This window comes from Schaedlerella sp., from assembly GCF_056796775.1.
Genome location: NZ_JBQIKP010000021.1, coordinates 19,302 through 43,765 on the forward strand (window position 1 = coordinate 19,302; position 24,464 = coordinate 43,765).

The window sequence follows — 24,464 nt, forward strand, 5'->3', positions numbered from 1 at the left end:
AGCGACAAAACGTTACTGTCACTAATTGCCGCGGGAATTAAGGTCTTTGCCGCCTCAATTCCCGCTCTGTCTTGAAACCTGTATCTCATCCGATCAGAACTGTCTTCCCTTTGAACGCAAATCCATACTTCTGGATCCGCTCCCGCGGAATGCCCTTTGCCTCCAGCGCAGCCGAATATTTCATGCGGTCGATCTGGTCCAGCGCTGCCTGCACCGTATCTGCAAGCGCAGCTTCCTCGTCCGGATCGTGGACCTTAAATTCCAGGATAATGGCGTTGTCCGTGTCTGAAAGGGGCTCCAGCATCACATCGTACCTTCCGAAGCCGCTTTCCCGGTTGGAGGTAATGGTATATCGGTCTCCCAGATCCACCATCAGGCCGAGGACAAAACCGTGGTAGAAACGTTCCGGTTCCGTTGCATCGGACGGATGCTTTCCGGTATCAAAGTAGCTGAATGTGGCGAAGGCAACCCGGTTCATATATACATTCATTGCCTTTTTATCATCCAATAAAAGCGCCTTGATAAAGTTGTTATACGCGGGGGTAAAATCCGAGAACCAATCCTCTACCATCAACTCAAACATCAGTGACACTTCGCGGTTGGTTAACACAAGGTCATAGATCATCCGTTCCCTTTTATCCATCTCCCATTGCTTCACGCGCAGATAGCCGCTTGCAAGCAGCAGACTCCAGATTGCGCTTTCTTTGCGCCCTAACTGGCTGAATATGATCTGCTCGTCAATCTCTGTACGAAGCACTTTGCCGGAAAGGAGATCCTCCATCACCATCTTTGTATCCGCGCTTCCTTCACGGATCAGCTTTCCCACCAGGCTGTTACTGCTGGTGTTGGCCCAATAAGGGGCAAGCTTTGCAAATTTCAGGTAATTGATAATAGACCAGGGATTGTAGATATCGGTCTTATTCCCAAATGTAAATCCGTCATACCATCTCCTGACACCGTCCTTTTGATCTGACAGACCATATTCCTCCAGAGCGTTCCAGACCTCCTCCTGGGTAAATCCAAAGCTGTCCGCATATAGATCAGAGGTGGTTGTAACAGCTGTCAGATTATTCAGATCTGAGAAAATAGATTCCTTGCTGACTCTTGTGATCCCGGTCATCATCGCTTTGGCAAGGAACGGATTCGTTTTAAATGTGGAATTAAACAGGTTACGGATAAAGGAAACCAGTTCATCCCAGTAGCCATACACATAAGCCTCCTGCATCGGGGTATCGTATTCGTCCAGCAGAATGATCACTTTTTTTCCGTAATAGCGCATCAGGTAATCCATTAGATCCTTCAGCGACCTGGCCGCCAGATTGTTCTCCATATCAATAGAGATTGTTTTGTATCGTTTTTTTTCATTTTCATTCAAATAGCCGCTTTCCAAAAGAAAGTCATATTTATTATACAGATTTTCTATGATCTGACAGATGGTTTTCCTTGTGCCTGAGAAAGAAGTTTCTTTCACATCAGCAAAACTCAGGAAAATGACTGGATAAGTTCCCTGCAGCTCTCTGTATTTTTCTTCCTGCCAGATCGACAGATTTTGGAATAAATCGCTTCTTCCAGAATGGCTGATTGAGAAGAAATGTTCTATCGTATCCAGATTCAGTGTCTTTCCGAAACGCCTGGGGCGGGTGATCAGGGTAACTTCATCACCGTTTTCCCACCATTCTTTGATAAACGATGTTTTATCGATGTAGAAGTAATCATTTGTAATCAATTTTTCAAAATTCTGGTGCCCGATTCCGACTGTTCTTGGCATAGCTGCACCTCCCGGTCTTTTCTTGTATCTTATCATTCTTTCGGCGGAAATTCAACCGGTATGAAAATACGAAAAAGCTGCATATCTGCGGAACACGCAACAGTTATTCCAAAACGGACCACGACGCGACTTTTATGAGGATAAAAGTTGCTCGAATACCGTGAAGCAGATCTGGACCGGATCGAAAGCGAAGAAGGGATAAAACTCCGGATGAATCAAAGTATCCAGGTGGAAGGATCCTTCGGGGAACTAAAACAGAACAGTGGATTCCGGAGATTTTTGTGCCGTGGGAGCCAGAATGTGAAAGCAGAAGCGATACTTTTGGCATTTGCACATAACATCAATAAGCTGCGCCATAAGATTCAGGGAGACAGAACCGGGAATCACCTGTTTCCTTTAAAGAAAAGCGCATAAAAATAGACCGTTCAAAAGACTCAGGCCCTGTCTGGTGACAGGGCCTGGGAAAGTGCGTCCATCTAAAAAAGCAACGAGGAATACCTCTCAAATTTCAACAAAAAAACTACACATTCCTCTGCTGAAACTCCCAAAAGCTTTGCCCCCAAGAGAAACACCTCCGGATCTGGTTTTGCCTTTGTAACCATTGTCCCGTCTACGATGGCATCAAAATACTTTGTAATCCCTAAACCTTCCAGAATCATTTCCGCATTTTTGCTGGCTGATCCGAGAGCTATTTTTATGCCTGAATCCTTCATCCTTTCCAGCAGTTCCTTTACCCCCGGCAACAATTCCTCCTGTCTCAGCTTTTTCACATACTCCACATAAATCCTGTTCTTTTTCTCTGCCATATCATGCATCTCTTCTTCTGAAAAGCGGCCCATCATCCCTCCGAATCCCAGCAGAAGCTCCAGAGAACGCATTCGGGATACCCCCTTTAACGCCTCATTCTGCTGTCTCGTAAAGTCAAATCCCAGTTCATCTGCTAGCTGTTTCCACGCCAGATAATGATATTTAGCCGTATCTACTAACACTCCGTCCAGGTCAAAAATGGCTCCCTGGTATTGTTTTATATCCATGATTCCTTCTCCAAACCGACTTTATTTTCATCCTGAATATCATACACTTTTTTGTATACGTACACCGTTACCGGCTCTCCATTCAGAAGCTTAAAGCGGCACTGTTTCTGATCCACCGTGATTTCCAGAAGGCTTTCTTATGCAATATGTTTCACGTCAGCTCCATACAATTGTACGAAGATACGATTTCCACGGGATTCTGATCAAAGAAGTCTGTGACAGAAAAGATCTCACCGGGACTCTGGGTTCGATACAAGATTCAGACAATCACAGCTTGCATCAGGTACTGCTATCTTCCTACAATACAGATGCTCCGAGAATATTTACTGGTTCAGACCATATAACGTATGCTTCTGTTCCTACGGAAGAATCTATATTTGTAGCGGGCCCTGTCATATTGAGCGACAATGCAAGGAGTAAATTTGTTCTCCCCGAAAACTGTAATGATACCCGGCTGCTGGATAATCTCTATTGCTGTGATGCAGAGGATCTGGTAAAAATTTTGCTGCTGATCTATAATTTATTTCATGAGAAAACGCTGTCTTTAGATAAAACCCTCTCTTTAAATTTTTTAAAAGGATCTGATACAAGGCAGGTATTCCAAAATTTTTCGAATATTATATTTGACAATATTGAGTCTGCTTCCAGACATAATCCTTATGATCAGGAAGTACGGGAGTTTTCGAGTATACGAAATGGAAATCTGGAATTGTTAAAAAAGAGCTGGGAAGAGGATTATATAGGGAAGGCCGGCACGCTGGCAAAAAATAAGCTGAGAAATTATCAGAATATCGCGATCGTCCTGGTTGCTTTAAGCGTGCGCGCAGGCATAGAAGGCGGCGCGCATCCGGAAACAGCCTTTTCTTTAAGTGACAGTTATATTCAGAAAATCGAAGAAGTATCAAACCCGGATGCGGCTATTCAGCTTGGAAAACAGGCCGAAATGCAGTATGCCACCTTAGTGCATGAACTGAAAAGTAATAGAAAGAATTTGCAGGAATCGGCAAATTCTCATATTCTTAGATGTAAAGATTATATTTTTGCGCATTTACACGAAAGAATAAGGATTCCTGCTAACACCCCAGACCTGATCCTGCTGGGTTTTCCTTCACGTATGGCGAAGGTGCCATTGGCACCTTTTTTGCATATGAAGGTATATAAAATGGGCTTACACCTGTCATAAGGGTAAAAGTATCACAGTTCAATCCCTGTCATCTGCTGTATAATTTTTGAAGCAATCTCTTCCTGCAAATATACTTCGTTCAGCTTCTTTTTCGAGTATTTCAAATATGTGTCTTTTGTCATTTGGATAAGCAATGCTGTAAAAAATCTCTCCCAACTGAAATATTCTTGACTATTTATAAAATTCTCTGGTTTCTCTAAAACAGCATTCACCATTCCATCCGAAATGATACCTGACTGCAGGATCAGCCATTCGAAGGACTCCGGGAGATAAAGAACCATTCCTTTTTTTCTCTGAATCTGCTTCATCATCCGGTCCATCTCTGAACCAAAAGCAGCGCCATCCGCAATAATCAGCATATTATCAGCAGAACTTTTGATTGTCTCCGCAAAAAGATTTGATTTTCCGCCTGCGCTGACCACCTTGCAGCGGCCCTTCTCTACTGCTCCGGTAAAAAATTCGTACCCTGAATTTGAATCTTCTACGATCACATACTCCGGTTTTACCGGTTTTGTATAATCTGTTTTCCCATAGATATGGAACAATTCATTATATGTCTGTTTCAGAGACGCATATTTTCCGGATTCGCGGATTCCATAGATTTCCTCCACACTGTAGGGCAGATTGGGAAGCCCCTCTCTTGTCACAATGACATAGTAATTATCTGACCCACGAACCGCCTCCGCAAATTCTTTTGTAGGCAGAAATGCGTTCTCCTCATCTATGAAAACAATCGTTTCGTCCATCAGGCTCAGAAGCGCTTTCCAGTCTCTTCCTCCAAGTACTCTGCAGCTTTTTTCGCATTTCAGATGAATCCCGCTGTCTTCTCCGGATTCATAATATTCCCGGATCATCTCGACAAGTGTTGTTTTCCCGGTGGCACTGTTGCCTTTGATAATGGTAATATTTCTCCGGATTGTAAAATCATAACGCAGTTTTGCGTTGGAAACCGTAATTGCATAACTACCTTTCATCAGAACCTCTCCTATCAGATGCGGACTTAAGATAACCGATCCCCCGCAGTTTCTGTCATTTCCCCTCAAACAACCGGCACATACTGCTTCCTATCGTACAAGCATTCCGGCAATCGGCAGCAATTCGTCCATATTGTGGACGATCTGATCTGTGTTCAAAACCTTGGCCGTAAACCTTGCCTCTCCAAAGTCCATCAGATGACGCAGATTGATCGTCACATCCTGCAGTTCTCCAATCCTCAGAATCCATTTGGCGCAGTTATCTCCGCACGCGGAGGCATTGAAGATTTTTTCTGGTACTTTATATATGGCAATCAGCGTTTTGACCCCTCCAGACAGTTCCCGCGGAGAAATACCACCCAAAACAGGACTGTCAATTATCCGTGGGCCCAGGACTGTCGATCGGTCCACATCCCGAATCATGTTTCTCGGAAGATCATCTGTAATCCATTCATCTGTATACGTATTTTTAAAATATAAGACCGGATTGTAAACCGCCTCCGGCATGTCTCCATAAAAAATTGAAAGCATTTTGCACTCCTTTCAGGCGTCGGATTTCTGGTAGGCTGATCCATTCATCCGCGGCGGACGGATTTTTTCAGTATTTCCATATTCATTATATACAAAAACATTTCCTATTACAAGGCGTTTTCACAGGCGGGGCAATGGGGAATGCTATGCGGAGGTCAAGTAGGTTGGAGGCTCTTTAGAGCATCCAACCGTACAGGTGGAAATTATTCTTCATCTACATACAAAAAACAGAGCCAGATACTTATAAAATCTGGCTCCTGTTGTAAAATAAAAATTATGCTTCCTCTATACCGGGAATCCTACGGTCAAGACATTCCCTGGTCATGATATTGATCCCAATCTCAGCGATATTCAGCCAGCTTCCATGTTTCAATCTCTTTCCTCATGCTGTGGATTTCCTCTGAAAGCATAAGCAAAGTTTCTTCAATTTTAGAAAGCCTGAATGCCAGGACTTTCACGTCTGCTTCCTGTTCCTTTTTTTCATAGGAGTGGCCTGCAGCTTCCCGGCAGAGGTCTTTGTGGCACGGCCTGGGCGGCCCACCTTTCCATTTGGGATGATCTCGCCCGTATCCGGATCAAACTGGCCGATACAATGCTTGCGCTGCACTTTCTTTTGTTTGGTATCCTCCCATTCATAAGTTGTTTCATATGCGTAGTAGGTATTAGTGTGTTTATTATAGGACTTTGTAATTGACATAAATCTGCCTCCTTTATGCTAGATAATATATCTATATTTTAGCATATTTGGTATAAATCAAAAAATGATTGAGATGCTACACTAGCTTCCTACGCTTAGCCTGATATGTTACCAATACAGACCCAAGGTTCGCTACTGGTGATGTGGTTAGCATCTTACCAGATGGGATTTCCACCCATTAAACATTGCGCCCTTCTGGGCGCACTTACTGTTCACACGGTGTCGCGCACTCGCTGCACGGCATCCGGCCAATACAGCGATGGGGCGGGCATCCAACCCGTCTACACTCCGTTCCGGTCCGTCCTAAACAAGCGTCGCTGGCGCTTAGGACCGCCGGCAGGCGACTTTTCAATGGGCTGGATGCCGTTACTGTGAGCACCCGGTCAGGGTGTGAACAGTAACCTTTACAAAAAATGTCTGCTCTCCCCGAAAAATGACGGAACAATGTTTTAGTTGTCCTTATCCATTCCTGCTCTGTTCACCCCGCCAGCACCAGCAGCAGATACACCAGCGTCGCCAGCAGCCCCACACAGAACAAGATCAGCCCATAAGACAGACTCCGTCCGATCAGGCTTGTATTTTCCTTAAAGCTGGTATACGCCAGCGCGTACTGGTGCGTATAATCCTTTTCATCCGGCCGCTCCCGCCAGGCCGTCTTATTCAAGATTCCCACAACGCCATTCACAAAGCTTCCCAGCCGGTACGTCACCGCGTTCCCTTCCAGCAGCTCCTGGGGCTGAGGGCTGTCCTTGTAGATCGTCTTCCGCAAAAATACCACGATCGTATCCACCAGAGTATCGAAAAAGCTGGCTTCCACGCTTCCCGCGATGGGCAAAATCTTTGCGATAAAATCCACCGCATGATCCAGTACAAAGCAAACCGCGCCGCAAATTGACGGAACCACCTTGAGCAAGATCGGCCGGTACAGATAATCCTCCAGATCCAGCACCCTCGGCCAGTAATTGACATAGACCGTCTCCCCGTTTTCTTCCTTCCGGAGCATCCAGAATCTGACCATCACCACATATACCGCCGCGCCGATCGCAATCGAAGTCAGCCCGCCTTTCAGGTTCACGAAGCTGAAATAGGAGACTTCATGGATATGCTCCAGTCCGAAGAACTCTTTTACGAACCCCGCCGCCTTGTCCATGGTCAGGCGCGGAAGGATCCCCATCACCGGGAATAATGCCGCGCTGACCGTCAGGGCAAACGCGCTTTTCCGGTTCATATAGGCCCCGCTCATGGCATCGTACCTGGCCTGTACCTCCGGATCACGGTTCTTCTCTACAAACACCGCGAAAAATAATTTACACATATACGCCACAGTGAATCCGCCGCTCACCAAAAATACCCACTCGATCAGCTTCATGTCCGCCGCCCCCAGAAGTACAGGACTGACCGCGCCTTCCTTCAGCAGCTCGATATATTCTACAATGCTTTCATGGATCAGTGTCTTGCTCACATAGCCGGAAAAGAGCGGAACCCCGCCGATCCCCAACGCGCCGCACAGATAGATCCCCATCAGGAGCGGCTTCTTTCTTCCGAAGCCCCGGATGTCATTCAGATCCAGCTTGTGCAGATTCATATAAATGACTCCCGCCGTCATGAAGAGCACCAGCTTGAACAGGGAATGATTCATCATATGGAGGAAGCTTCCCTGGACTGCCAGCGCATTTTCCTCTCCCAGAAGCCCCTGCGTCCCGATGCCTGTCAGGATAAATCCGATCTGGGATACGGAGGAACATGCCAGCGTCCGCTTAAAATCATTGGAAAACAGGGCAAGCACCGCCCCCGCCGCCATGGTCAGGACTCCGGTCAGCAATACGAAGGTTCCCCACGCTCCGTCATGAAACAAAATCTGGCAGGAGATCACAAGGATACCGAATATCCCGGTCTTTGTTAAGATACCGGACAGCAGCGCGCTGGCCGGGGCAGGTGCCACCGGATGGGCCTTGGGCAGCCAGATATGAAGTGGAAATGCTCCCGCCTTCGCTCCGAACCCAAAGAACAGACAGAGCGCGGCAGGGTAAACATTTTTGCCCCGGCAGGCATCATAGAGTTCACGGATGGTAAGAGTCCCTGCCTGTTGGTACAGCAGGAAAAGTCCCATCAGCATCACCAGGCCGCCGATCACTGCCACCGCCAGATATGTGGCCGCTGCCCGCAGAGATTCCTTCCGCTCATCCTGCGCCACCCAGACATAGGACGCCAGCGACATCACCTCGAAGAAAATGAAGGTGGTGTACAGATCCGCGGAGAGAAAGACAGCTTCCGTTGCTCCCAGCGTCACCAGCTGAAACAGATAGTATCGGTTCCGGTTCCGATAATGCGCAAAATATTCTTCGGAAAACAAGCTCGTCATCATCCACATGAAAGCGGCGATCGCGCCGTACAGTGTCCGAAAGCCATCCGCCGTAAAATGCAGGCCGAAGCCGCAGACGCCGGGTATAGTAAACGAACCGCCCGCCGCGCCGTACTGCAGCGCGATCACTGCCGTCAGGATAAATTCCGCGATTGCGGTCAGACTCACGGCCCGGTCCCGGAGCTTTTTACTTTTTTTCCCTATTATATAAGAGACGATACCTGCAGCCATTGGAAAAAATACAGCCGCGGCAAGCGCTATCCTTTCTTGTTCCATCGTGCCGCACCTCCTTATATTATAAATTCACAGCAAATCGCATCCCATGATGTCCATCCGGACATATTCTAATAAATCCCCGCCGCAATATCCTGCAGAAAGCAGATCAGCGGGTCCGAACACAAACCGATCGCAATGACCGCCGCCGCAAAACAGAGCAGCGGAAAGCACATCTTCCAGCCGGGATCCCTAACTCCTTCCGTACTCCTGCCGTCAAAATCTCTCCCCGGGAAAAATGCCCGGATTACGATCGACATCATATAGATCGCGGTCAGCAGCGCGGAGATCAGAAGGCAGCCGATCCCGAAATACGCCATTACATTTTCACTTTCCACCGCCGCCTTCGCCAGATTCCATTTGCTGATAAAGCCCGCCAGTCCGGGAACCCCCATCAGCCCCAGGGCCGATACGGTAAAGCAGCCGAATACCACCGGCATTTTCCGTCCGAACCCGTTCAGTTCGTAAATATATTTTTTATCCGTCTGGTGCATGATGGCGCCTGCGCAGAGGAAGGAACCGATCTTCATAAACGCGTGGCACACCATATGCGCCATGGCTCCCACCATGCCTGCCGGAGTCATCATCGAAGCGCCCAGGATGATGTAGGACAGATTGCTCACCGTAGAATACGCCAGCCGCCGCTTGATGTGCTGCTCCTTCACCGCCCGGCTGCACCCGTACACGATCGTGAACATGGCAAATCCCATGACAATGGGCTGCACCCAGGTTCCTTTCAGGAATTCCGCCCCAAAGCTGTAATAGGTCAGACGCAGGATGGCAAACACCCCCGCCTTCACCACTGCCACCGCATGAAGCAGCGCTGTGACAGGGGTAGGCGCCACACCGGCCTGGGGAAGCCAGGCGCTCATGGGGAAGATGGCAGCCTTCACGCCGAATCCGAAGAATGCCAGCAGATAGACAAATAAAAGCCGATTGGTCTCCCCGCCGATCACTGCCGGATTCAGCACCCCGCCCAGGGTAAATTCCATGGTGTCCCCATAGACCATCAGAAAGACGATGGCAATCAGAGCAAACGCGGCCCCACCCAGCGACATGTACAGATACTGGCGCACCGCAAGGATGGCCTCTCGCACCAGCGTGTGCAGGATCAGCGGCACCGTCACCAGCGTCAGCAGCTCATAAAACAGATACATACTGAGCATGTCCGACGCAAATGCCACGCCCAGCGTCACTCCATAGGTCATACTGTAGAACATGAAAAAGATCTTTTCGTGCCCTTCGTGCTCCATATACTCAAAGGAATAGAGCATGGCAAAGGGCCAGAGGATCGACACCAGTCCCCCGAAAAGCATCGCCAGCCCGTCGATCCGGAAGGAAATGGAAAGCCCCCGAACAAAATAGACCAGATGCAGCGTTTCCGTAGTACCGCGGGACAGCGCTGTCAGGACGATCGCTGAGGTTGCGATCGTCAGCACCTCCAGATAGATCAGCATTCCCCTTCTGGAGCGAAACGGAAGCACAGGCGTCAGGGCGCCCCCCAGTATCGGAAGCAGAATGGCTGCCACAATCCAATATTGACTCATCAAACCTTCCAACCTCCTTTAGAACAACGTTCCAATGATTTCGTTGAGATAGTGTATCAGCGGATTCGGGAATGTGCCCAGAAGTACGGATAGTCCGGCCAGAATGAGCAGCGGAATGACCATCACTCCCGACGGCTCCTTTTTCTGCAGTCCTTCGTAATCATAATCTGCTCCCGGCAGAAAGCCCCGGATCGTGATGGGCAGCAGATATCCCGCAGTCAGCAGGGCGCTGACCAGGAGGACCACCGGTCCCAGCCAGGAAAATACCGGGATGCCGGATTCCAGCGAACCGCCTGCCAGATACCATTTGCTGATAAATCCGCTGGCCGGGGGAATGCCTACCAACGCAAGGGACGCGAAGGTGTAGCACCAGATCGTCACCGGCATTTCCTTTCCGATCCCGGTCAGCTCATCCACCCGGATCTTTCCGGTTTTATAGATGATCGCTCCTGCGCTCAGGAACAGGCAGGACTTGATGCAGGCATGGAATACCACATGCAGCAGGGATCCGATCATGGCTTCGGGATTCAATAACGCCAGCCCGAACAAGATATAGGAAATCTGACTGACCGTGGAATAAGCCAGCCGCTTCTTCATCACCTTTTCCCGATAGGCCAGCATGGAGCCCATGAATACCGTGATCAGCGTCAGAGTCAGCCAGGCGGTCTGCACCCAGGTTCCCCGAATGACCTCCGGGCCCACCACGTAGAAGATCACACGGACGATCCCCAGCACACCCATTTTCACGACCAGACCCGACAGCACGGCGCTGGCCGGGGCAGGCGCCACCGGATGGGCCGTGGGAAGCCATGCGTGCATAGGAAACATGCCGGCCTTCACGCCGAATCCCAGGATCATCAGAAATACCACCGCAAGCATCAGCGCGGAATGTCCGCCCGCAGCCTCCAGTCCGCTCCCCCCTGCCGTAAAGTCCAGTGTCCCGGCATAACGGTTCAGGAAATAGATTCCGAAGAGGGCCAGATACGCGCCGCACAGAGAATAAAACAGGTACTTTAAGCCTGCCATGATCGCTTCTCTCGATTTGTTGTGCATGATCAGCGGAAGGGTGGTCAGCGTCATCATTTCATAAAACATATAATAGGTCACCAGATTTCCGGAAAAGCACAGCGCCATCAGCACGCCGTACACCAGCACATAGAATCCGAAATACCGTTTTTCTTCCTTTTCATGCTTCATATATTCGCAGGAAAAAATGCCTGCCATCAGCCACACCACCGTGATCACCGCGGCAAACACCCGTCCCAGCGGATCCACGTGGAAATACACCTCCAGGCTGCCACCCAGCCGCAGAAGATGCAGCTCCGCCTGTCCCTCCGCGATCACGGCAAGGGCGCAGAGCATGGAAAATGCCAGTGAAAGAAAGGATACGCCCAGCAGCACGTTCCGTTTTTTCAGCCCGGGAAAAAACAGGATCAAAACGCCGCAGACGATCGGCAGAAATACCGCCAAAATCAACCAGATATTGAAATTCATGTATGCGTCTCCTTCCTTATATAAAGTGAATCAGTCCGGTCTCGATGATGCCGATGATCGGCTCCGACATCATGCCCAACACCAGATTGATGAGGATAAACAAAATGATCGTAATGGTATACAGTCTCTGCTGTCCTGCCTTCATCGTAAAATAGCCTTTTTCCGCTTCCACCTCCCGCTTCTCCGGCACATAGATCCGCACCACGGTTTTCAGGAAATAGATTGCGTTCAGGATGGTACTGACCGCTAGAACGATCAGCGTGGGCATCATTTTATGGGTGGGATGCATGACCGCCGCCTCCGCAAAGAGCAGTTTGCTCACGAACCCGGAAAACAGCGGGATCCCCACCATGGACATGGCTCCGACGGAAAATCCCACGCCCGCCACCTTGTTGCGGTAAGCGGAGCCTGTCAGGTCGAAGAAATTCCGGCTTCCCGCCGACACATCGGTCAGTCCGATGGCGGAAACAAACAACAGGGACTTGGTCGCCGCATGGGCCAGGATATGGAAAATGCTTGCCACCATCCCTTCCGTCGTCCCCAGGCCGAAGCCCATGTAAATATATCCGATCTGGGCCACCGAGGAAAATGCGATCATCCGGCGGATGTCTTTTTCCCAGATGGCGCTGATGGAGCCGAAGATCATGCCGCTCAGCCCAAACAGGAACAACACGTTTGGAATCTTGCTCCCCACGATGATATCAAATCCTACCACGCGGTAGAAAATTTTGATCAGCAGGAAAATATATCCCTTGGACACCAGGCTGGACAGCATCGCCGCCGAGGATACCGTGGAATATCCGTAAGCGTCCGGAAGCCAGGCATGGAACGGGAACAGCGCGCTCTTGATGGCCAGTCCCACCGTTACAAGCCCGATGGTGATGGTCAGCGGGATCTGATAGGTGCCCGCCGCCATGATGGCCGCCACGCTTTCCTTGATATTGGACATCAGAAGGTGCCCCGTCAGGTCGTAAAGCATGCAGATCCCCATCAGCAGCAGACCGGACCCCAGCAGGCTCATGATCATGTAGCGGACCGCCGCCTCAATGGTCCTTCCGTTCTGCCGGATCATGATCAGCCCGCAGGCGGCAATGGTGTTGATCTCCACAAATACATAAGCCGTGAAAAGGTCGTTTGTGTAGACCAACGCCAGCAAAGAGCTCAGCAGCAGATCCGTCAGGATATAATAAATATTGTGCTTCGTGACTTCCACTTCATCAAACAATTTTTTACGCCCGCCCAGCATGGACAAAAGCATGATGACACAGAAAAACAGAGCCATCCCCGCTTCCAGAGCTCCGGCCCGGATCTCATTTCCCCAGGGCGCGGGAAAATGTCCCATCATAAAGGTATAGCTTCCCCCCGTCCGCATCAGCCAGGACAGGAGCCACGCGGAGGCGGCGCCGATCACCAGGATGACCGCCGTATTCAGCCGTTTCGCCGCTTTTCCCGGAAGGATGGAGGACACGATCCCGGAAAACATGGACAGCATGATGGAAAAGAACGGTACATTTTGTACAAATGCCATTTAGATGCCCTCCTTTTTCAGCCGCGAAGAGATTTCATCCAGATCCAGCGTGTGATACCGCTTGTACAGGCGTACCGTCAGGGATAGCATCAGAGCCGTCACGGAGACGGAGACCACGATGCCGGTCAGCACCAGGCCGCTGGGAATGGGATTGATGTAGGCTTCCACCTCCTGCACTCCGTCCACTACGATAGGCGCGGACCTTCCTTCAATATAGCCTTTAATTGCCAGAAACAGATAGACTGCCGTGTCCATAATGTTCAGGCCGATGATTTTTTTGATCAGATTCTTCTGGAGCAGCAGGTTCGCGAACCCGATCCCAAACAGAATCATGGCGACAACTTCCCCCAGATTGGGGAGCAGATTGGAACCAAACATTTTTCAGAATCCTCCTTTTCGAAACAGTGCATAAAACATGTACATCGTTCAGAATCCTTCCTTTCGAAGCAATGCAGGGAACACGAACATCTGTCAAAATCCTCCCTTTCGGAACAGCGCAAAGAATGCGTACATCGTACATGCGACCACCAGACCGACACAGATGTTCAGGGGCAGGATCAGGCCGCTGCTGATGATCGCCCCCGGCGTTCCCAGCGGGATCCCGCTCTCCAGATGATGCGCTCCGGTGTAAAAGGAATAGCTTTTTGCCAGGCAGTAAAAGAGCAGCGCCCCGAAGCTGACCGCCTTGTAGGTCTTTTCCGTAAAAAACCGCTCTGTCTTCTCGAATCCAAATGCGTTCAGGTACAGGATCAGCCCTGCCCCTATGATGGCCCCGCCGGAAAATCCACCTCCCGGTGAAAGGTGTCCGTTCAGGATGATGTAAACGCCGAAGAGCATGATGACAGGCACCAGGATCCTTGCGGCCATCTGCAGGATGACATCCTTCTTCGGTTCATAAAAGCTGTCCCGCCGCTCCTCGTCCTCTGCGCTGCCCTTTCCCTTCTTTTTGTCATTGCGCATCAGGATGAGGACCGTGCAGGTTGCGATAAAAAGTACATTGGACTCGCCGAAGGTGTCAAACGCCCGGTAGTCCAGGATCATGCCCGTCACAATATTGACGGCCCCCGTATCCTGCAGCCCGTCCTCGATATACTTTGCCGCCACCTCATTACTTGCCGGATTGCTGGCGGAGCCGATCGGCGGAAGGTAGGAAACCTCCACGATCAGGATCAGGACCAGCACGGTACAGCAGAGCACGGCCGCCATTTTATAAAAGCGCTGAAAAAAACGGTATACCCGGTTATGCTCCGTATCATAGGTTCGTGTCATCACCTCGTCCAGATCATGCTCATACCGTTCCAGCTGCTTGCGGTCCGGTTTGTATTCCTCCCGCGGGATCACTTCCATATTATCCAGATAAAGGTCCTTTTCCCCGCTAAGCCAGTGCTTCATGCGGACGATCCGCTGACGTTTGTATTCTTCCTCGGATATTTTTCTACTCATCGGTTTCCTCGTCCTCCTCTCCAAGAGCATGGATCTTCTTCAATGTGACAAAGAACAGCACACTGGTCACTCCGGCTCCCACTGCCGCTTCCGTAATGGCAAGATCCGGGGATTCCAGAAGGATCCAGATGATCGACATGACCAGGCTGTACGACATGAAGATCAGGATGGAATTTAAAAGGTTTCTGGAAAAGCTAACGGAGATGGCGCAGATGACCAGAAAGCCCATCAGGATATATTCAAATACAGCCATTACGTTTCCTCCTCTGCTTTGTGCTGGATTGCTTTGTCGTGGTTCACTTTATTTTGATCCACTTTATCAGCATTCTTTTTTTTCTGATCCGCATAGATGATCTCTCTCTGGTCCTCGTCCCAGAGGTGCTCCATGACCCCTTCCTCCAGCTCACAGCACCGCTCCAGATGTGGATTGGTGGTGGCCTCAAGGCGGGCGATCAGGTGGGAGGATACCGGAGAGGCATTCCACAAAAATACGATGATCAGCGCCATTTTCAGGGAGGCAAAATTCCATCCCGACAGGATGATCAGGCCCACCAGGGAAATGCCGATACCAAGAGTGTCTCCCATTGCCGCCGCATGCATCCGGTTCAGGACATAATTAAACTTAAAAACGCCGAATACCTGTACGGCAAAGACGCCAAGTCCGGCCAGCAGGAACGCAACGCCGAGAATAAACTGCAGCCATTCGATCAGGATCATAGCCAGACACTCCTTTCCGGGGTTATACTGCCAGCTATCTGCTGCTTTTCCCCGCTTGCTTTTTCTGCTGTTTCTGCTTCACCAGTCCGGTTCATTTTCGCCAGTGTTCCTTGCATCTTCGTTGTTTCTTCCTGGATGTTTTCTGCCGGATTTCCCTCATATTCTCCCTCCTGGATCTGCACAGTCTGTCCTCTCCCTGATTCACTCTCAGGGATGTTTTCAGCCTGCTTTCTGCCGGATTCACTCTCACGGGTGTTTTCAGTCTGCCCGGCTTTTTCGCCCTGCTTCAATTTCCTGTGCTTGGCCAGCTTCTCCAGATGCACGCCGCTGTACACCTTGGTCAGCACCACCACCGCAAGAAAGCTGATCATGGCATAGATCAGGCAGATATCCAGAAGGTATCCTTCTCCCATGTACACGGCAAGCATGGCGATCACCACCATGACAATGGTTCCCATCATATTCACCGCCACCACCCGGTCGGCAATGGTCGGCCCTTTGATGGCGCGGATCAGACACAAAAGCAGAAGGATCGCAAGAAACAGGAAAATGGAGATAAAGATCCACGAATGATCCAATATGATCCGCATATCACTCACCAATCCTTTCCAGCTTCTCCAGCATTTTCACAAACACGGAATCCCCCATCCCCTCCGAGAGGGACTTGTCCAGGCAATGTACCACGCACTCTTCCTCATCCATCGACACCGTGATCGTCCCCGGCGTCAGGGTGATGGAATTGGCCAGTAGCACCCTGCAGAATTTGGATTTCAGATTCGTATGGACACGCACCATCACCGGCTCCACCACCTCGCTGCTCGACGTGATCAGACGGGTGACCGCCATATTCGCTTTGATGATCTCCATGATCAGCACAAGGATATAGCGCAGAAGGCAGACGCTTCTTTTATATAGAAGAAACTCCTGTCTCAGGCTATAATCCATAAACCTGCAGATAAACGCAAACATGAAAAGGACAATCACTGCGCCGATCACGGCAATCTCCGCAGTAATTGTCCCGTTGAATATGATCCATACACCAAAAAATAACAACAGCATGATCTTCTCTCCCTTGCGCAGCAGCATCGGCGCCGCATTTGCGCCGATGTCCGCGTAGTTTTCAAAACGCTATTGTCTATTATAACAGATTTTTCGACTTTTTTAATCTTTTTTTATCAGTTTTTTTATTTCTTTGCAGATTCTTAGTTACTGTTCACGACGCCTCGCACTTTACCGCAAGGCATCCGGCCCCTCAGCAATACCGCAGCCTTTCCACCACGCTCCCCGCGCACAGTTTTTTATAGAACATCAGCGGCACCGCCGAAGCGGCCAGCAGCAGGAGCGGCAGGCACACCGCCACCGGAACAACCGTAAAGTGATACGCAAACGCCCACTGATTCCGGATCACCACATCCTGACAGATGAGCCAGCTCAGCAGATTGCCTGCCGTGACGGCCAGGACCGATGCGCTGCCGATGTATGCCGCGCTTTCCCAGATCAGCATCCGCTTCATCTGCCTGCCGCCCATGCCCACGGCGCTGAGCATGGCAAGCTCCTTTTGTCTTGTGAGAATTCCTGTGACCATGATATTGATGAAGTTCAGGATCCCGATCGCCCCAAGGACCAGGCTCAGGCTTCCGCCGATCATGGTAAACACCTGCTTCGTTTTCTGAAATTCTTCCTTCAGCGTTTCAAAGGAAATGCAGACCATGCCGGAGTCTTCCATCCATTTCGCCGTGATTTTTTCTGCCTCATCCCGATGAGATTTTTCCACATCATAGACCACGCTTAAGGGCTGTTTCTCACCGTACAGCTCCGTAAATTCCTGCTCCGGCAGGATCACGTTGATCCCGATGCTGATAGCCATACGCGCGGTCAGTGTGGAGGGCAGCTCTCCGACCGCCATCACCGTATATTCCTTTTTCTGCCCTTCCTTTCCCTCCAGAGTGATCCTGTCTCCGGGCTGATACAGCATCTCCGGCTTCACGCCCCACCAGGGCGCGCCGTCGCAATAGACTACGTATGTCCCCTGGGCCCATTTTTCCGCGTCAAATTCTCCATCCGTATATACCGCATGCTCCACCAGCGTTCCCGTAGCCGCGTAAGCATACAGCGGCTCCTGTCCTCTTTCCAGGTCGCACATATCCGTATATTCATTTCCCTGCTCGTTTTCCCAGGCCAGGCGCTCCAGAGCGTGCTCCGAAAGATCCGCCTGTCCGAGCTCGCAATAGACCTTTTCAAACCGGGTCAGCCCCTGAAGCCGGCTCACTGCTTCTTCAAATCCGCTGTCGATCCCTTCCAGGTTCTTGTCATATTGTCCGGCCATGGCCACCGTCCAGTCCGTCACCTCAAAATCACCGTTGGTCTGTGTTTCCACATACTGCTCCAGGTCAAATCCGCTGATGATGGTGTATGTGGTATTTAAAAGAGTCATGCTTAAAAAGAGGGACAGGATCACCAGCACCGCTTTTTTTCCGTCACGGCGCAGGTTCCGGAGGGCAAGGATCGCAGGTGCGTTCTTTTGCTTTGTGGATTTTCCGAATCCCAATGTACTTGTTTTTTTCTTCCGCATCATTTTTATATGCGCTTTCCGTTTCCACAGGATGCTTCGATGTGCTTCCACACACTGCCATATGCTTTTCCGGCATCGCCCCGGCGCGCCCTTCTGTTGGGTCTCGCCGGTATAGCGTACCGCTTCCACGGGGGAAACGGATGCCGCAATCCGTCCCGGCGAACGAAAGCTGATATACACCGTCAGCAGGCTGAACAGCGCCGCCCCGGCCAGCACTGCCGGAGATATCGTATAATCCTCAAATTCATAGGTCTGCAGGAACAGCATCACCACATAAGGAAGGAGCAGATATCCCACGGCGTATCCTGCCAGAAGCCCTGCTGGGATCCCGACGGCGGACAGGCCCATTGCCTGCCGCAGAACGATCCGGCGCAATTGCTTTCCGGAAGCCCCGATGGTTTTCAGCAGGCCGTAATACTGGATATCCTGGGTGACGGAAATATAAAAAATATTGTAAATGATCAGGTAGCCGGAAACCAGGATGACCGCCAGAAGGATGACTATGGTCAGGATCGTGTAGAGATCGACGCTGAGTGACGAATATGCCGGGTTGATCCCGCCCGGGGTATCCTCCGGAAGTCCGGCCCGGGCAAGCAGATCCGCCAGCTTCCCCTGTAGATTCCAGGTATTTGGAAAATCGATGTCCGCCATGACCGTTCCCTCATAAGGCACGCCCTCTCCAAAGCTGGTCATCCGCGTCGGCGCGATCTCCTCACTGTAGGCTTTCGATACCCATACCTGCTGTGCAGGCGCAACCGGATCCCCGTCCCAGACGCCGCACAGGGTAAAGGTATCTTCGCGCAGTGTCCCGTCAACCATGATTGGAAATACGATCCGGCTTCCAGGCTGATCCGGAAGCCCCATCGCGTCCAGGACAAGGCGGGGTACGGCGATCTCCATTTTCTCTTCCGGCATCCTTCCCTCTGTGGGAAATGATCGGAATGACTGAGCCGAATACGTTTCCCCGTACCGGACCTCCGTATAGAGCTTTTGAAGGCTTTCGTGCGCCCCGGTCCCGGTCACGATGGAATATCCGATCTTCTCGTATCCTCCGGCTGCTTTCACATTCTCATATTCCGGCATGGACAAAAACTTGATCACAGCCTGCGCCGAGCTTCCGGATGCGCGCATCATGCTCTGCCGCGCCACTTCCAGAATCCCGCCGCCCACCGTAAACAGCGCGGAAAACAGGATGGAGGTCAGGATGATGGCTCCGACGGCAATGGCATTTCTCTGCCGGTTCTTCTTCATCTGCCGGCCTGTGAGCAGGCGGATGGCCTCTTTATTTCTCACCTGAAACATGGATGTGAGCCTCCTTTCCGCTGCTGGGTCGGGCTGATCCGGCCGATTCCGGCTGTCTGCTGATCCGCGCGGGTTCCGGCTGCTCTGCTCCGATGGAACCAATCCTGCTGGATCCCCATTGTCCTGCTCCGCCGGACTTGATCCGGCCGTCCTCAATACGGATGATGCGGTCTGCCATCTGGGCGATCTCCGGGTTGTGGGTGATCATCACCATGGTCTGCTGAAACCGCTGGTTGCCGGCCTTGAGAAATGCCATCACGTCCTGGCTGGTCCTGCTGTCCAAGTTTCCTGTCGGCTCGTCTGCCAGCACGATGGACGGCTTGCCGGCAAGCGCCCGGGCGATCGCCACCCTCTGCTGCTGCCCGCCGGAGAGCTGATTGGGAAACTGCTCCAGCTTTTCATCAATCTTTAAAAGCGTTACGATCTCCCGGCAATAGTCTTCATCGATCGTTCCTCCATCCAGCAGTACCGGAAGAACTATATTTTCCCGGACATTCAGCGTCTGCACCAGATTGTACTGCTGAAACACAAAGCCGATGCCGCGCCTGCGGAATACCGCCAGTTCTTCATCGTTCATACTGGTCAGTTCCTTATCCCCTACCTGGACCGTACCCTCGGTGGGGCTGTCCAGACCGCCCAGCATGTGGAGCAGTGTGGATTTTCCGCTTCCGGAAGTGCCGACGATGGCGGCAAATTCCCCGTAGCAGATATCCAGGTCGATGCCGTCCAGCGCTTTTGTTACATTTTCCCCTGAACGATAATATTTTTTCAGGCCCCGGGCCTTTAAAACAATGGGTCTCATGAATTGTTTCCTCCTGAATCAATATCGGATTTTTCCAGTTGTACGGTTGCATTCTTTAGATCATCCAACCGTACAGTTAGGAATTTTTGAGCACATGTTCAGTATAACAGGAAAATGTCACAATCCACTCACAGCAATGTCACGATCCTGTGATGATTCAAAGACCCCGCAGCAAGCTGACGGGGCATCAAAATTCTAGCGCAGCAAGCTGCGGGGTATTTGACCCTCGCGGCAGTCGCCAAATATCCATGCAAGCATGGCTACTTGGCTCGTTGCTTCGCGGGAATAATGTGTCTGATATTTTTGTCAGGACAAGGCGGAGGAAAGAGGCGACGCAGTGGCATCGTTGATTGACGACAACGCAGAACTGGCAGAAATAGCAGGCGCAGAATTCACCGTTAATTACGCAACGCTGTACTAGATCACATCAACCCCGGCGTCTGCTGAAGGCACTGCTTGGAAATGCACGTATTCCAAAGCTGCGTTGTCCAGGATGGGATCCATGTATTTTTCGCGGAGATGCCGGTTCCCGGCAAACAGGTACGGATGTAGATCGGGATATCTGTGTGGTCATACTCTACGTTCTCCCGCAGGTTTTTCTCAAAAGCTGCTGTGTCCATTTTTATTTGCCTCCTGTCGGGTTGTTTTGTTCATGGTCAGTTTTTTCGCATATTTACTGAATTTTATATCTTTAAAATAGATTCATTCTTTCGGACTACAAAATAAATTCCGCTATGGTCTGTCCTATTTTTACAATATCGCTGCCTCCGCTGAATTCAAACTTGACAAGCCCGATGCTGCTGAACCACAGTTCCAATTCGCTGTCCATGTCAAATACGCCGGATGTCTCTACGGAAAACGCCTGTATCTTAGAGTAGGGGAGTGAGGTGTAATCCTTCTTTTTCCCTGTCAACCCCTGTACGTTGACCGCAATGACGCGCCTGTCGGTAAACGTGACGGAATTGCGGATCCCCTTGTAGCTTCCGATGATCGTTTCTCCCGGGATCAAAAGCTGGTCGATCCCTTTTCCTACAGAATCCGTTTTCATAAGCTTCACGAAGCTGCCGTTTTCAAAATCAATCATAGTAAAATTCCTTTCCTGAAGTCTCTGTATGGAGCATTGTTTTTAGTTGTGCTCACGGCCGATGAAATCTGCCGCACAGCATAGATTTATTTTAGCACACTTCTGATGGGTTTGGAGATTCATTTTTCATATTGCAGAACCCCCGCGGAAATATTATAATGTCAGCAGGAGGCGCGCACCCATGGGAACCTATCTGAATCCCGGTAATCATGGCTTTCGCGGTATCCGGAATGATATCTATGTAGATAAAAGAAGACTGATCCATCTGGGATATCTTGCCTATGATGAGGAACCGAAGCAGGCGCATATTCCGAATGAGGAGATCCGGCTGGAATTTGCCCGGGCGATCCGTGAGGTGAAGCGGGATGATACGGTCCGGCGGATCCGTGAAAGCGAACAGCTCATTTTTAAAAGAAGCGGGGAAGGATAGACACAGGCATACTTGTATCATTGAAGATGCTTGAGAGGATGTTGAATGAAAAGGGAAGCAGTAAAATAAAGCGCTCAGTTAGATTGCCGCTCAATCTAACCGAACGCTTTATTTTATACTTCCCTCCCTTTTGTTTTTTACCGAACGCAAATCGTACACTGTTTTTTGACAATGTTTACGATACTAACTCCCAATCTCCAATCCATTGTTTTTTGGTAGCGTTGTATTTTCGGCGGTATGTATTGCTGCCGACAGTTTTATAATGCCAGATAATAACATCTGACCGAGGCGTTATAGCGTCATTGTTCTCTTGGGATACTACGATTGACGGAATTAGAGAAGTATCGGTATATACATTCTCTGTAAATGCTGCTGCGGATGAAAGTAAAAATAAAATAGATAATAGCGTAAGCATTTTATTCTTCATTTGATATCACACTCTTTTCTATATCGTAAAAAGTTACTCTGCATAATAAATAGGAAGATCTCTGATTTCTTCAACATCTGGGTTACGTATTGTCCCCATATACGTATCAGGGTCTATATAGAAATCATACGAACCGTCTGGCTGCATCAGTAAGTAGCTGTTCTCAGTTATACAGAAAACTTCGCCCTCTTCTTCCTGCGGCATCCACGCGGGTTCAATGATAAATAATGTAGAAAGAAACAACAACACAATGGCGAGGACTACGGCGTAGAAATTTGTAAACGATCGGCATGGTTTCGCCTCAACGAGCCGTAAAATCCTGTATTTAAGAAAACCGCCTGTATTTCTGGAAAAAGGCAAGGACATTGAGGTTCTGAACATGTGGTTTTGCTGACTTCGCGCAACCTTTAACAGGCATTTCAGATATAAGATACGCTTTGTGGGAGACAGTCCGGCATAGGCTGCTTTATCTGCATCATATTCTATAATGTCTGCCATCTGTATCTTTAATAATTTCACAAAAGGATTCCACCAATTCAGAATACACAAGATTTCTGTTACTGCTTTCCATAGAAAATCCCTATGCCTTAGATGGCTTAATTCATGGAATAAGATACAATATAGTTCTTCTTCATTAAAATCAAGGTCAGGAAGAAAGACTACAGGTGAAAAAAATCCTGTGATGCATGGCGTGGTTACAAGTTGCGTGCGAATTACCTTTTTTACAGGATGGGGTACAGGATTCTCTGCATAAATATGAGTCAAAATCGCAGATATACCTGGATTACTAACAAGTAAATTTGGATAGCAGCGTATGGTGCTATATAATTCCCTGTAGCCGCGAAATGTGTTATATGCAATATAGCCCCCTCCACAGAGCCAAATCATCAAAAACAGGCGGGAAGGAGTAACAGCAATGTTCTTAATCGTAAAGAATATATACATGTTGCAAAAATCTATGATCGCAGGTAAAATTTTTTGGGAAGGAACAGTTATAGTATGGAAAAACTCAAACGGCATCAACAGCCTCAACAGGATAAAAAATGAAAAATATCTAAGAAACCGGATGCTGAGCTTCGGCGTAATACGGGGCTCCTTCATAATGATATATAAAAAGCAAATCAGACAATTTCCACCCAAAACAGCCATCATATAAGATCTTGTTGAAAAATGCATTTTATTTTCCTCATATCGGTATATCTTTTGTGGGATTATTTATATTGTGTATATGTTCATTGATGATTTTTTCCAGTTCATTCAGATTGTCAATGTCTTTTTCCTGTTTGATCAAAGTACTGATCAAGCCTAGAGAATTATAATTCATATGCTGTATCTGACTGCAGAGATACTCTTCATATGAAACCGCAGGGCGGTAAATTCTGGTCAATACAGTTCCACGCTGTGCAATATCCGCAACTTCAATATAAGATTTTTTTAACAGGTTTTTCATTGTTACGCGGACAGTATTAATATTTAATGAGCTGTCTATTCGAGAAATATCACTGGATGCCAGTGCCTGTTCTGAATTCCATAGAACAATCATAACATCCAACTCTTTGTTGCTTAATTTCAGTTTTTTCATACATAATCTCCTGCTAAGTGATTGTATATTTTTTATAAGATATACAGTTCGTCTAATCATGATCTGCAAAGTATTCTCTATTGTTTGATAAAGTATAACATTATCAAACAACACTGTCAACATGATTTGCTTTAAATAATAATCAAATATATAAAGTTAAATACTAGCCGCAAGAATAATTATTAATCTAATCATTAAAAAAATATTGACATTGCCGAAATGTGTGGTAAAATATAAAATAACTAAAGTTTTCGAAAACATATAGTAAATATTGCCAGGGAGGGGGGGGGAAGCATGAAACGGAAAGCAAAAGCATATATTGCAGTTTTAATAGCTTTGATCGTAGTAATAGCTGTAGTTTATTATTATAATAATTTTTGCAGAATCGCATATTGCAAAATCGTAGAAAGAAATAATAAAGAAATTTTACTACAGCAGGATTATCCTGGTTATTTTGTTGATCCAACAGAATTTGGAACCACTAAAATTTATATTATTGTGAATCAAGAGCTGGTCGATGAATTTGATCAAATGCTGGATATGAATGGCATCAATGAAGAGGATCATTTCAAGGTTAGTTTTCTATTTAACAAATTGTGGGGCATCGAAAGAAGAGAAGAAGGAGTATATATTAAAGCAAGGGAATTAATGGAAATAGAAGAATCTGATGTATAAAAAACGAATCGTGTGGTAGGATGCAAGAGAAATGTATCT

25 protein-coding genes and 1 pseudogene are annotated in these 24,464 nt (G+C 48.9%); 4 read left to right on the plus strand and 22 right to left on the minus strand.

The features are described from left to right. Positions 1-85 precede the first annotated feature (85 nt). Positions 86-1,768, minus strand: a complete 1,683-nt coding sequence (locus tag ACTOY7_RS10970) for an AAA family ATPase (protein ID WP_482671340.1) — start codon at positions 1,766-1,768, stop codon at positions 86-88. A 150-nt stretch (positions 1,769-1,918) separates the two neighbouring features. On the opposite strand from ACTOY7_RS10970, the pseudogene ACTOY7_RS10975 reads away from it, so the two are divergent. Continuing rightward, positions 1,919-2,182, plus strand: a pseudogene (locus tag ACTOY7_RS10975) (transposase); the annotation flags it as partial. Positions 2,183-2,244: 62 nt separating this feature from the next. Here the strand turns inward: ACTOY7_RS10975 and pgmB are convergent. Both pgmB and ACTOY7_RS10985 read right to left on the minus strand, forming a co-directional pair. Beyond that, entirely contained in the window at positions 2,245-2,802 is a 558-nt protein-coding gene (pgmB, locus tag ACTOY7_RS10980) for a beta-phosphoglucomutase (protein WP_160281810.1), read from the minus strand. Next, positions 2,793-2,930: a hypothetical protein gene (locus ACTOY7_RS10985; RefSeq protein ID WP_482671347.1), complete on the minus strand. Its 138-nt coding sequence runs from the start codon at positions 2,928-2,930 to the stop codon at positions 2,793-2,795. The genes pgmB and ACTOY7_RS10985 overlap by 10 nt, the downstream gene beginning before the upstream one ends. A gap of 11 nt (positions 2,931-2,941) precedes the next feature. Here ACTOY7_RS10985 and ACTOY7_RS10990 point away from each other — a divergent pair, with 11 nt between their 5' ends. After that, positions 2,942-3,985 (plus strand): hypothetical protein, encoded by a 1,044-nt coding sequence (locus tag ACTOY7_RS10990; RefSeq protein ID WP_482671341.1) that lies wholly within the window; start codon positions 2,942-2,944, stop codon positions 3,983-3,985. Between the two features lie 11 nt (positions 3,986-3,996). On the opposite strand, the gene ACTOY7_RS10995 is transcribed toward ACTOY7_RS10990, so the two are convergent. From ACTOY7_RS10995 to ACTOY7_RS11075, 17 genes are all read right to left on the minus strand, one after another. After that, the gene (locus tag ACTOY7_RS10995; RefSeq protein ID WP_394684449.1) at positions 3,997-4,959 is read right to left on the minus strand and encodes a translation initiation factor 2; all 963 of its coding nucleotides are present in this window, start codon (positions 4,957-4,959) and stop codon (positions 3,997-3,999) included. 90 nt (positions 4,960-5,049) lie between these two features. Continuing rightward, positions 5,050-5,490 carry a DUF4869 domain-containing protein gene (locus tag ACTOY7_RS11000; protein WP_160281806.1) on the minus strand — a complete coding sequence of 147 codons (441 nt, stop codon included), beginning with the start codon at positions 5,488-5,490 and terminating at the stop codon, positions 5,050-5,052. 454 nt (positions 5,491-5,944) lie between these two features. Further along, positions 5,945-6,187 carry a hypothetical protein gene (locus tag ACTOY7_RS11005; RefSeq protein WP_160281805.1) on the minus strand — a complete coding sequence of 81 codons (243 nt, stop codon included), beginning with the start codon at positions 6,185-6,187 and terminating at the stop codon, positions 5,945-5,947. Between the two features lie 478 nt (positions 6,188-6,665). Then, the gene (locus ACTOY7_RS11010; protein ID WP_482671342.1) at positions 6,666-8,825 is read right to left on the minus strand and encodes a complex I subunit 5 family protein; all 2,160 of its coding nucleotides are present in this window, start codon (positions 8,823-8,825) and stop codon (positions 6,666-6,668) included. A gap of 68 nt (positions 8,826-8,893) precedes the next feature. Further along, positions 8,894-10,369 (minus strand): complex I subunit 5 family protein, encoded by a 1,476-nt coding sequence (locus ACTOY7_RS11015; RefSeq protein ID WP_300884489.1) that lies wholly within the window; start codon positions 10,367-10,369, stop codon positions 8,894-8,896. A gap of 18 nt (positions 10,370-10,387) precedes the next feature. Further along, positions 10,388-11,863 (minus strand): complex I subunit 5 family protein, encoded by a 1,476-nt coding sequence (locus ACTOY7_RS11020; RefSeq protein ID WP_482671343.1) that lies wholly within the window; start codon positions 11,861-11,863, stop codon positions 10,388-10,390. A 16-nt stretch (positions 11,864-11,879) separates the two neighbouring features. Beyond that, on the minus strand, positions 11,880-13,391 hold the full coding sequence (locus ACTOY7_RS11025) for a complex I subunit 5 family protein (protein WP_160281801.1): 1,512 nt from the start codon (positions 13,389-13,391) through the stop codon (positions 11,880-11,882). Continuing rightward, positions 13,392-13,769 (minus strand): sodium:proton antiporter, encoded by a 378-nt coding sequence (locus ACTOY7_RS11030; RefSeq protein WP_160281800.1) that lies wholly within the window; start codon positions 13,767-13,769, stop codon positions 13,392-13,394. A 93-nt stretch (positions 13,770-13,862) separates the two neighbouring features. Beyond that, positions 13,863-14,834 carry a hydrogen gas-evolving membrane-bound hydrogenase subunit E gene (mbhE, locus tag ACTOY7_RS11035; RefSeq protein ID WP_160281799.1) on the minus strand — a complete coding sequence of 324 codons (972 nt, stop codon included), beginning with the start codon at positions 14,832-14,834 and terminating at the stop codon, positions 13,863-13,865. Further along, positions 14,827-15,087 (minus strand): hydrogenase subunit MbhD domain-containing protein, encoded by a 261-nt coding sequence (locus tag ACTOY7_RS11040; RefSeq protein ID WP_016297893.1) that lies wholly within the window; start codon positions 15,085-15,087, stop codon positions 14,827-14,829. The genes mbhE and ACTOY7_RS11040 overlap by 8 nt, the downstream gene beginning before the upstream one ends. Further along, positions 15,087-15,551 (minus strand): cation:proton antiporter, encoded by a 465-nt coding sequence (locus ACTOY7_RS11045; RefSeq protein ID WP_160281798.1) that lies wholly within the window; start codon positions 15,549-15,551, stop codon positions 15,087-15,089. Before ACTOY7_RS11045 ends, ACTOY7_RS11040 begins: the two co-directional genes overlap by 1 nt. Continuing rightward, positions 15,548-16,141 carry an MrpF/PhaF family protein gene (locus ACTOY7_RS11050; protein WP_482671344.1) on the minus strand — a complete coding sequence of 198 codons (594 nt, stop codon included), beginning with the start codon at positions 16,139-16,141 and terminating at the stop codon, positions 15,548-15,550. Before ACTOY7_RS11050 ends, ACTOY7_RS11045 begins: the two co-directional genes overlap by 4 nt. A 1-nt stretch (position 16,142) precedes the next feature. Continuing rightward, the gene (locus ACTOY7_RS11055) at positions 16,143-16,610 is read right to left on the minus strand and encodes a Na+/H+ antiporter subunit E (protein WP_160281796.1); all 468 of its coding nucleotides are present in this window, start codon (positions 16,608-16,610) and stop codon (positions 16,143-16,145) included. Positions 16,611-16,803: 193 nt separating this feature from the next. Then, positions 16,804-19,425 (minus strand): ABC transporter permease, encoded by a 2,622-nt coding sequence (locus ACTOY7_RS11060; RefSeq protein WP_482671345.1) that lies wholly within the window; start codon positions 19,423-19,425, stop codon positions 16,804-16,806. Further along, positions 19,406-20,227, minus strand: coding sequence for an ABC transporter ATP-binding protein (locus ACTOY7_RS11065; protein WP_482671346.1), 822 nt, complete (start codon positions 20,225-20,227; stop codon positions 19,406-19,408). The genes ACTOY7_RS11060 and ACTOY7_RS11065 overlap by 20 nt, the downstream gene beginning before the upstream one ends. A gap of 422 nt (positions 20,228-20,649) precedes the next feature. Continuing rightward, complete coding sequence (locus ACTOY7_RS11070; RefSeq protein ID WP_482671451.1) at positions 20,650-20,847, minus strand: hypothetical protein; 198 nt, start codon at positions 20,845-20,847, stop codon at positions 20,650-20,652. 95 nt (positions 20,848-20,942) lie between these two features. Then, positions 20,943-21,311 carry a PH domain-containing protein gene (locus ACTOY7_RS11075; protein WP_482671452.1) on the minus strand — a complete coding sequence of 123 codons (369 nt, stop codon included), beginning with the start codon at positions 21,309-21,311 and terminating at the stop codon, positions 20,943-20,945. Positions 21,312-21,492: 181 nt separating this feature from the next. Between ACTOY7_RS11075 and ACTOY7_RS11080 the strand changes: the two genes are divergently transcribed. Next, positions 21,493-21,741, plus strand: a complete 249-nt coding sequence (locus ACTOY7_RS11080; protein WP_482671453.1) for a hypothetical protein — start codon at positions 21,493-21,495, stop codon at positions 21,739-21,741. 460 nt (positions 21,742-22,201) lie between these two features. Here the strand turns inward: ACTOY7_RS11080 and ACTOY7_RS11085 are convergent, their stop codons facing one another. Next, a complete protein-coding gene (locus ACTOY7_RS11085; protein ID WP_482671454.1) occupies positions 22,202-23,344 on the minus strand; it encodes a M56 family metallopeptidase in 1,143 nt (380 codons plus the stop codon). Positions 23,345-23,354: 10 nt separating this feature from the next. Beyond that, complete coding sequence (locus ACTOY7_RS11090; RefSeq protein ID WP_482671455.1) at positions 23,355-23,750, minus strand: BlaI/MecI/CopY family transcriptional regulator; 396 nt, start codon at positions 23,748-23,750, stop codon at positions 23,355-23,357. Positions 23,751-24,044: 294 nt separating this feature from the next. On the opposite strand from ACTOY7_RS11090, the gene ACTOY7_RS11095 reads away from it, so the two are divergent. Further along, positions 24,045-24,425, plus strand: a complete 381-nt coding sequence (locus ACTOY7_RS11095; RefSeq protein WP_482671456.1) for a hypothetical protein — start codon at positions 24,045-24,047, stop codon at positions 24,423-24,425. The last annotated feature ends 39 nt before the right edge of the window (positions 24,426-24,464 follow it).

Excerpts from the sequence above, each read along its gene's own strand:
- ACTOY7_RS11080 (WP_482671453.1), top strand. The coding sequence starts at position 21,493 with ATGGGAACCTATCTGAATCCCGGTAATCATGGCTTTCGCGGTATCCGG.
- ACTOY7_RS11055 (WP_160281796.1), bottom strand. The coding sequence starts at position 16,610 with ATGCTGTTGTTATTTTTTGGTGTATGGATCATATTCAACGGGACAATT.
- ACTOY7_RS11015 (WP_300884489.1), bottom strand. The coding sequence starts at position 10,369 with ATGAGTCAATATTGGATTGTGGCAGCCATTCTGCTTCCGATACTGGGG.
- ACTOY7_RS11095 (WP_482671456.1), top strand. The coding sequence starts at position 24,045 with ATGAAACGGAAAGCAAAAGCATATATTGCAGTTTTAATAGCTTTGATC.
- ACTOY7_RS11010 (WP_482671342.1), bottom strand. The coding sequence starts at position 8,825 with ATGGAACAAGAAAGGATAGCGCTTGCCGCGGCTGTATTTTTTCCAATG.
- ACTOY7_RS10990 (WP_482671341.1), top strand. The coding sequence starts at position 2,942 with ATGCAATATGTTTCACGTCAGCTCCATACAATTGTACGAAGATACGAT.
- ACTOY7_RS11065 (WP_482671346.1), bottom strand. The coding sequence starts at position 20,227 with ATGAGACCCATTGTTTTAAAGGCCCGGGGCCTGAAAAAATATTATCGT.
- ACTOY7_RS11005 (WP_160281805.1), bottom strand. The coding sequence starts at position 6,187 with ATGTCAATTACAAAGTCCTATAATAAACACACTAATACCTACTACGCA.
- ACTOY7_RS11020 (WP_482671343.1), bottom strand. The coding sequence starts at position 11,863 with ATGAATTTCAATATCTGGTTGATTTTGGCGGTATTTCTGCCGATCGTC.
- ACTOY7_RS10970 (WP_482671340.1), bottom strand. The coding sequence starts at position 1,768 with ATGCCAAGAACAGTCGGAATCGGGCACCAGAATTTTGAAAAATTGATT.
- pgmB (WP_160281810.1), bottom strand. The coding sequence starts at position 2,802 with ATGGATATAAAACAATACCAGGGAGCCATTTTTGACCTGGACGGAGTG.
- ACTOY7_RS11090 (WP_482671455.1), bottom strand. The coding sequence starts at position 23,750 with ATGAAAAAACTGAAATTAAGCAACAAAGAGTTGGATGTTATGATTGTT.
- ACTOY7_RS10995 (WP_394684449.1), bottom strand. The coding sequence starts at position 4,959 with ATGAAAGGTAGTTATGCAATTACGGTTTCCAACGCAAAACTGCGTTAT.
- ACTOY7_RS11085 (WP_482671454.1), bottom strand. The coding sequence starts at position 23,344 with ATGCATTTTTCAACAAGATCTTATATGATGGCTGTTTTGGGTGGAAAT.
- ACTOY7_RS11050 (WP_482671344.1), bottom strand. The coding sequence starts at position 16,141 with ATGCGGATCATATTGGATCATTCGTGGATCTTTATCTCCATTTTCCTG.
- ACTOY7_RS11070 (WP_482671451.1), bottom strand. The coding sequence starts at position 20,847 with ATGGACACAGCAGCTTTTGAGAAAAACCTGCGGGAGAACGTAGAGTAT.
- ACTOY7_RS11025 (WP_160281801.1), bottom strand. The coding sequence starts at position 13,391 with ATGGCATTTGTACAAAATGTACCGTTCTTTTCCATCATGCTGTCCATG.
- ACTOY7_RS11045 (WP_160281798.1), bottom strand. The coding sequence starts at position 15,551 with ATGATCCTGATCGAATGGCTGCAGTTTATTCTCGGCGTTGCGTTCCTG.
- ACTOY7_RS11060 (WP_482671345.1), bottom strand. The coding sequence starts at position 19,425 with ATGTTTCAGGTGAGAAATAAAGAGGCCATCCGCCTGCTCACAGGCCGG.
- ACTOY7_RS11040 (WP_016297893.1), bottom strand. The coding sequence starts at position 15,087 with ATGGCTGTATTTGAATATATCCTGATGGGCTTTCTGGTCATCTGCGCC.
- mbhE (WP_160281799.1), bottom strand. The coding sequence starts at position 14,834 with ATGAGTAGAAAAATATCCGAGGAAGAATACAAACGTCAGCGGATCGTC.
- ACTOY7_RS11030 (WP_160281800.1), bottom strand. The coding sequence starts at position 13,769 with ATGTTTGGTTCCAATCTGCTCCCCAATCTGGGGGAAGTTGTCGCCATG.
- ACTOY7_RS11075 (WP_482671452.1), bottom strand. The coding sequence starts at position 21,311 with ATGATTGATTTTGAAAACGGCAGCTTCGTGAAGCTTATGAAAACGGAT.
- ACTOY7_RS11000 (WP_160281806.1), bottom strand. The coding sequence starts at position 5,490 with ATGCTTTCAATTTTTTATGGAGACATGCCGGAGGCGGTTTACAATCCG.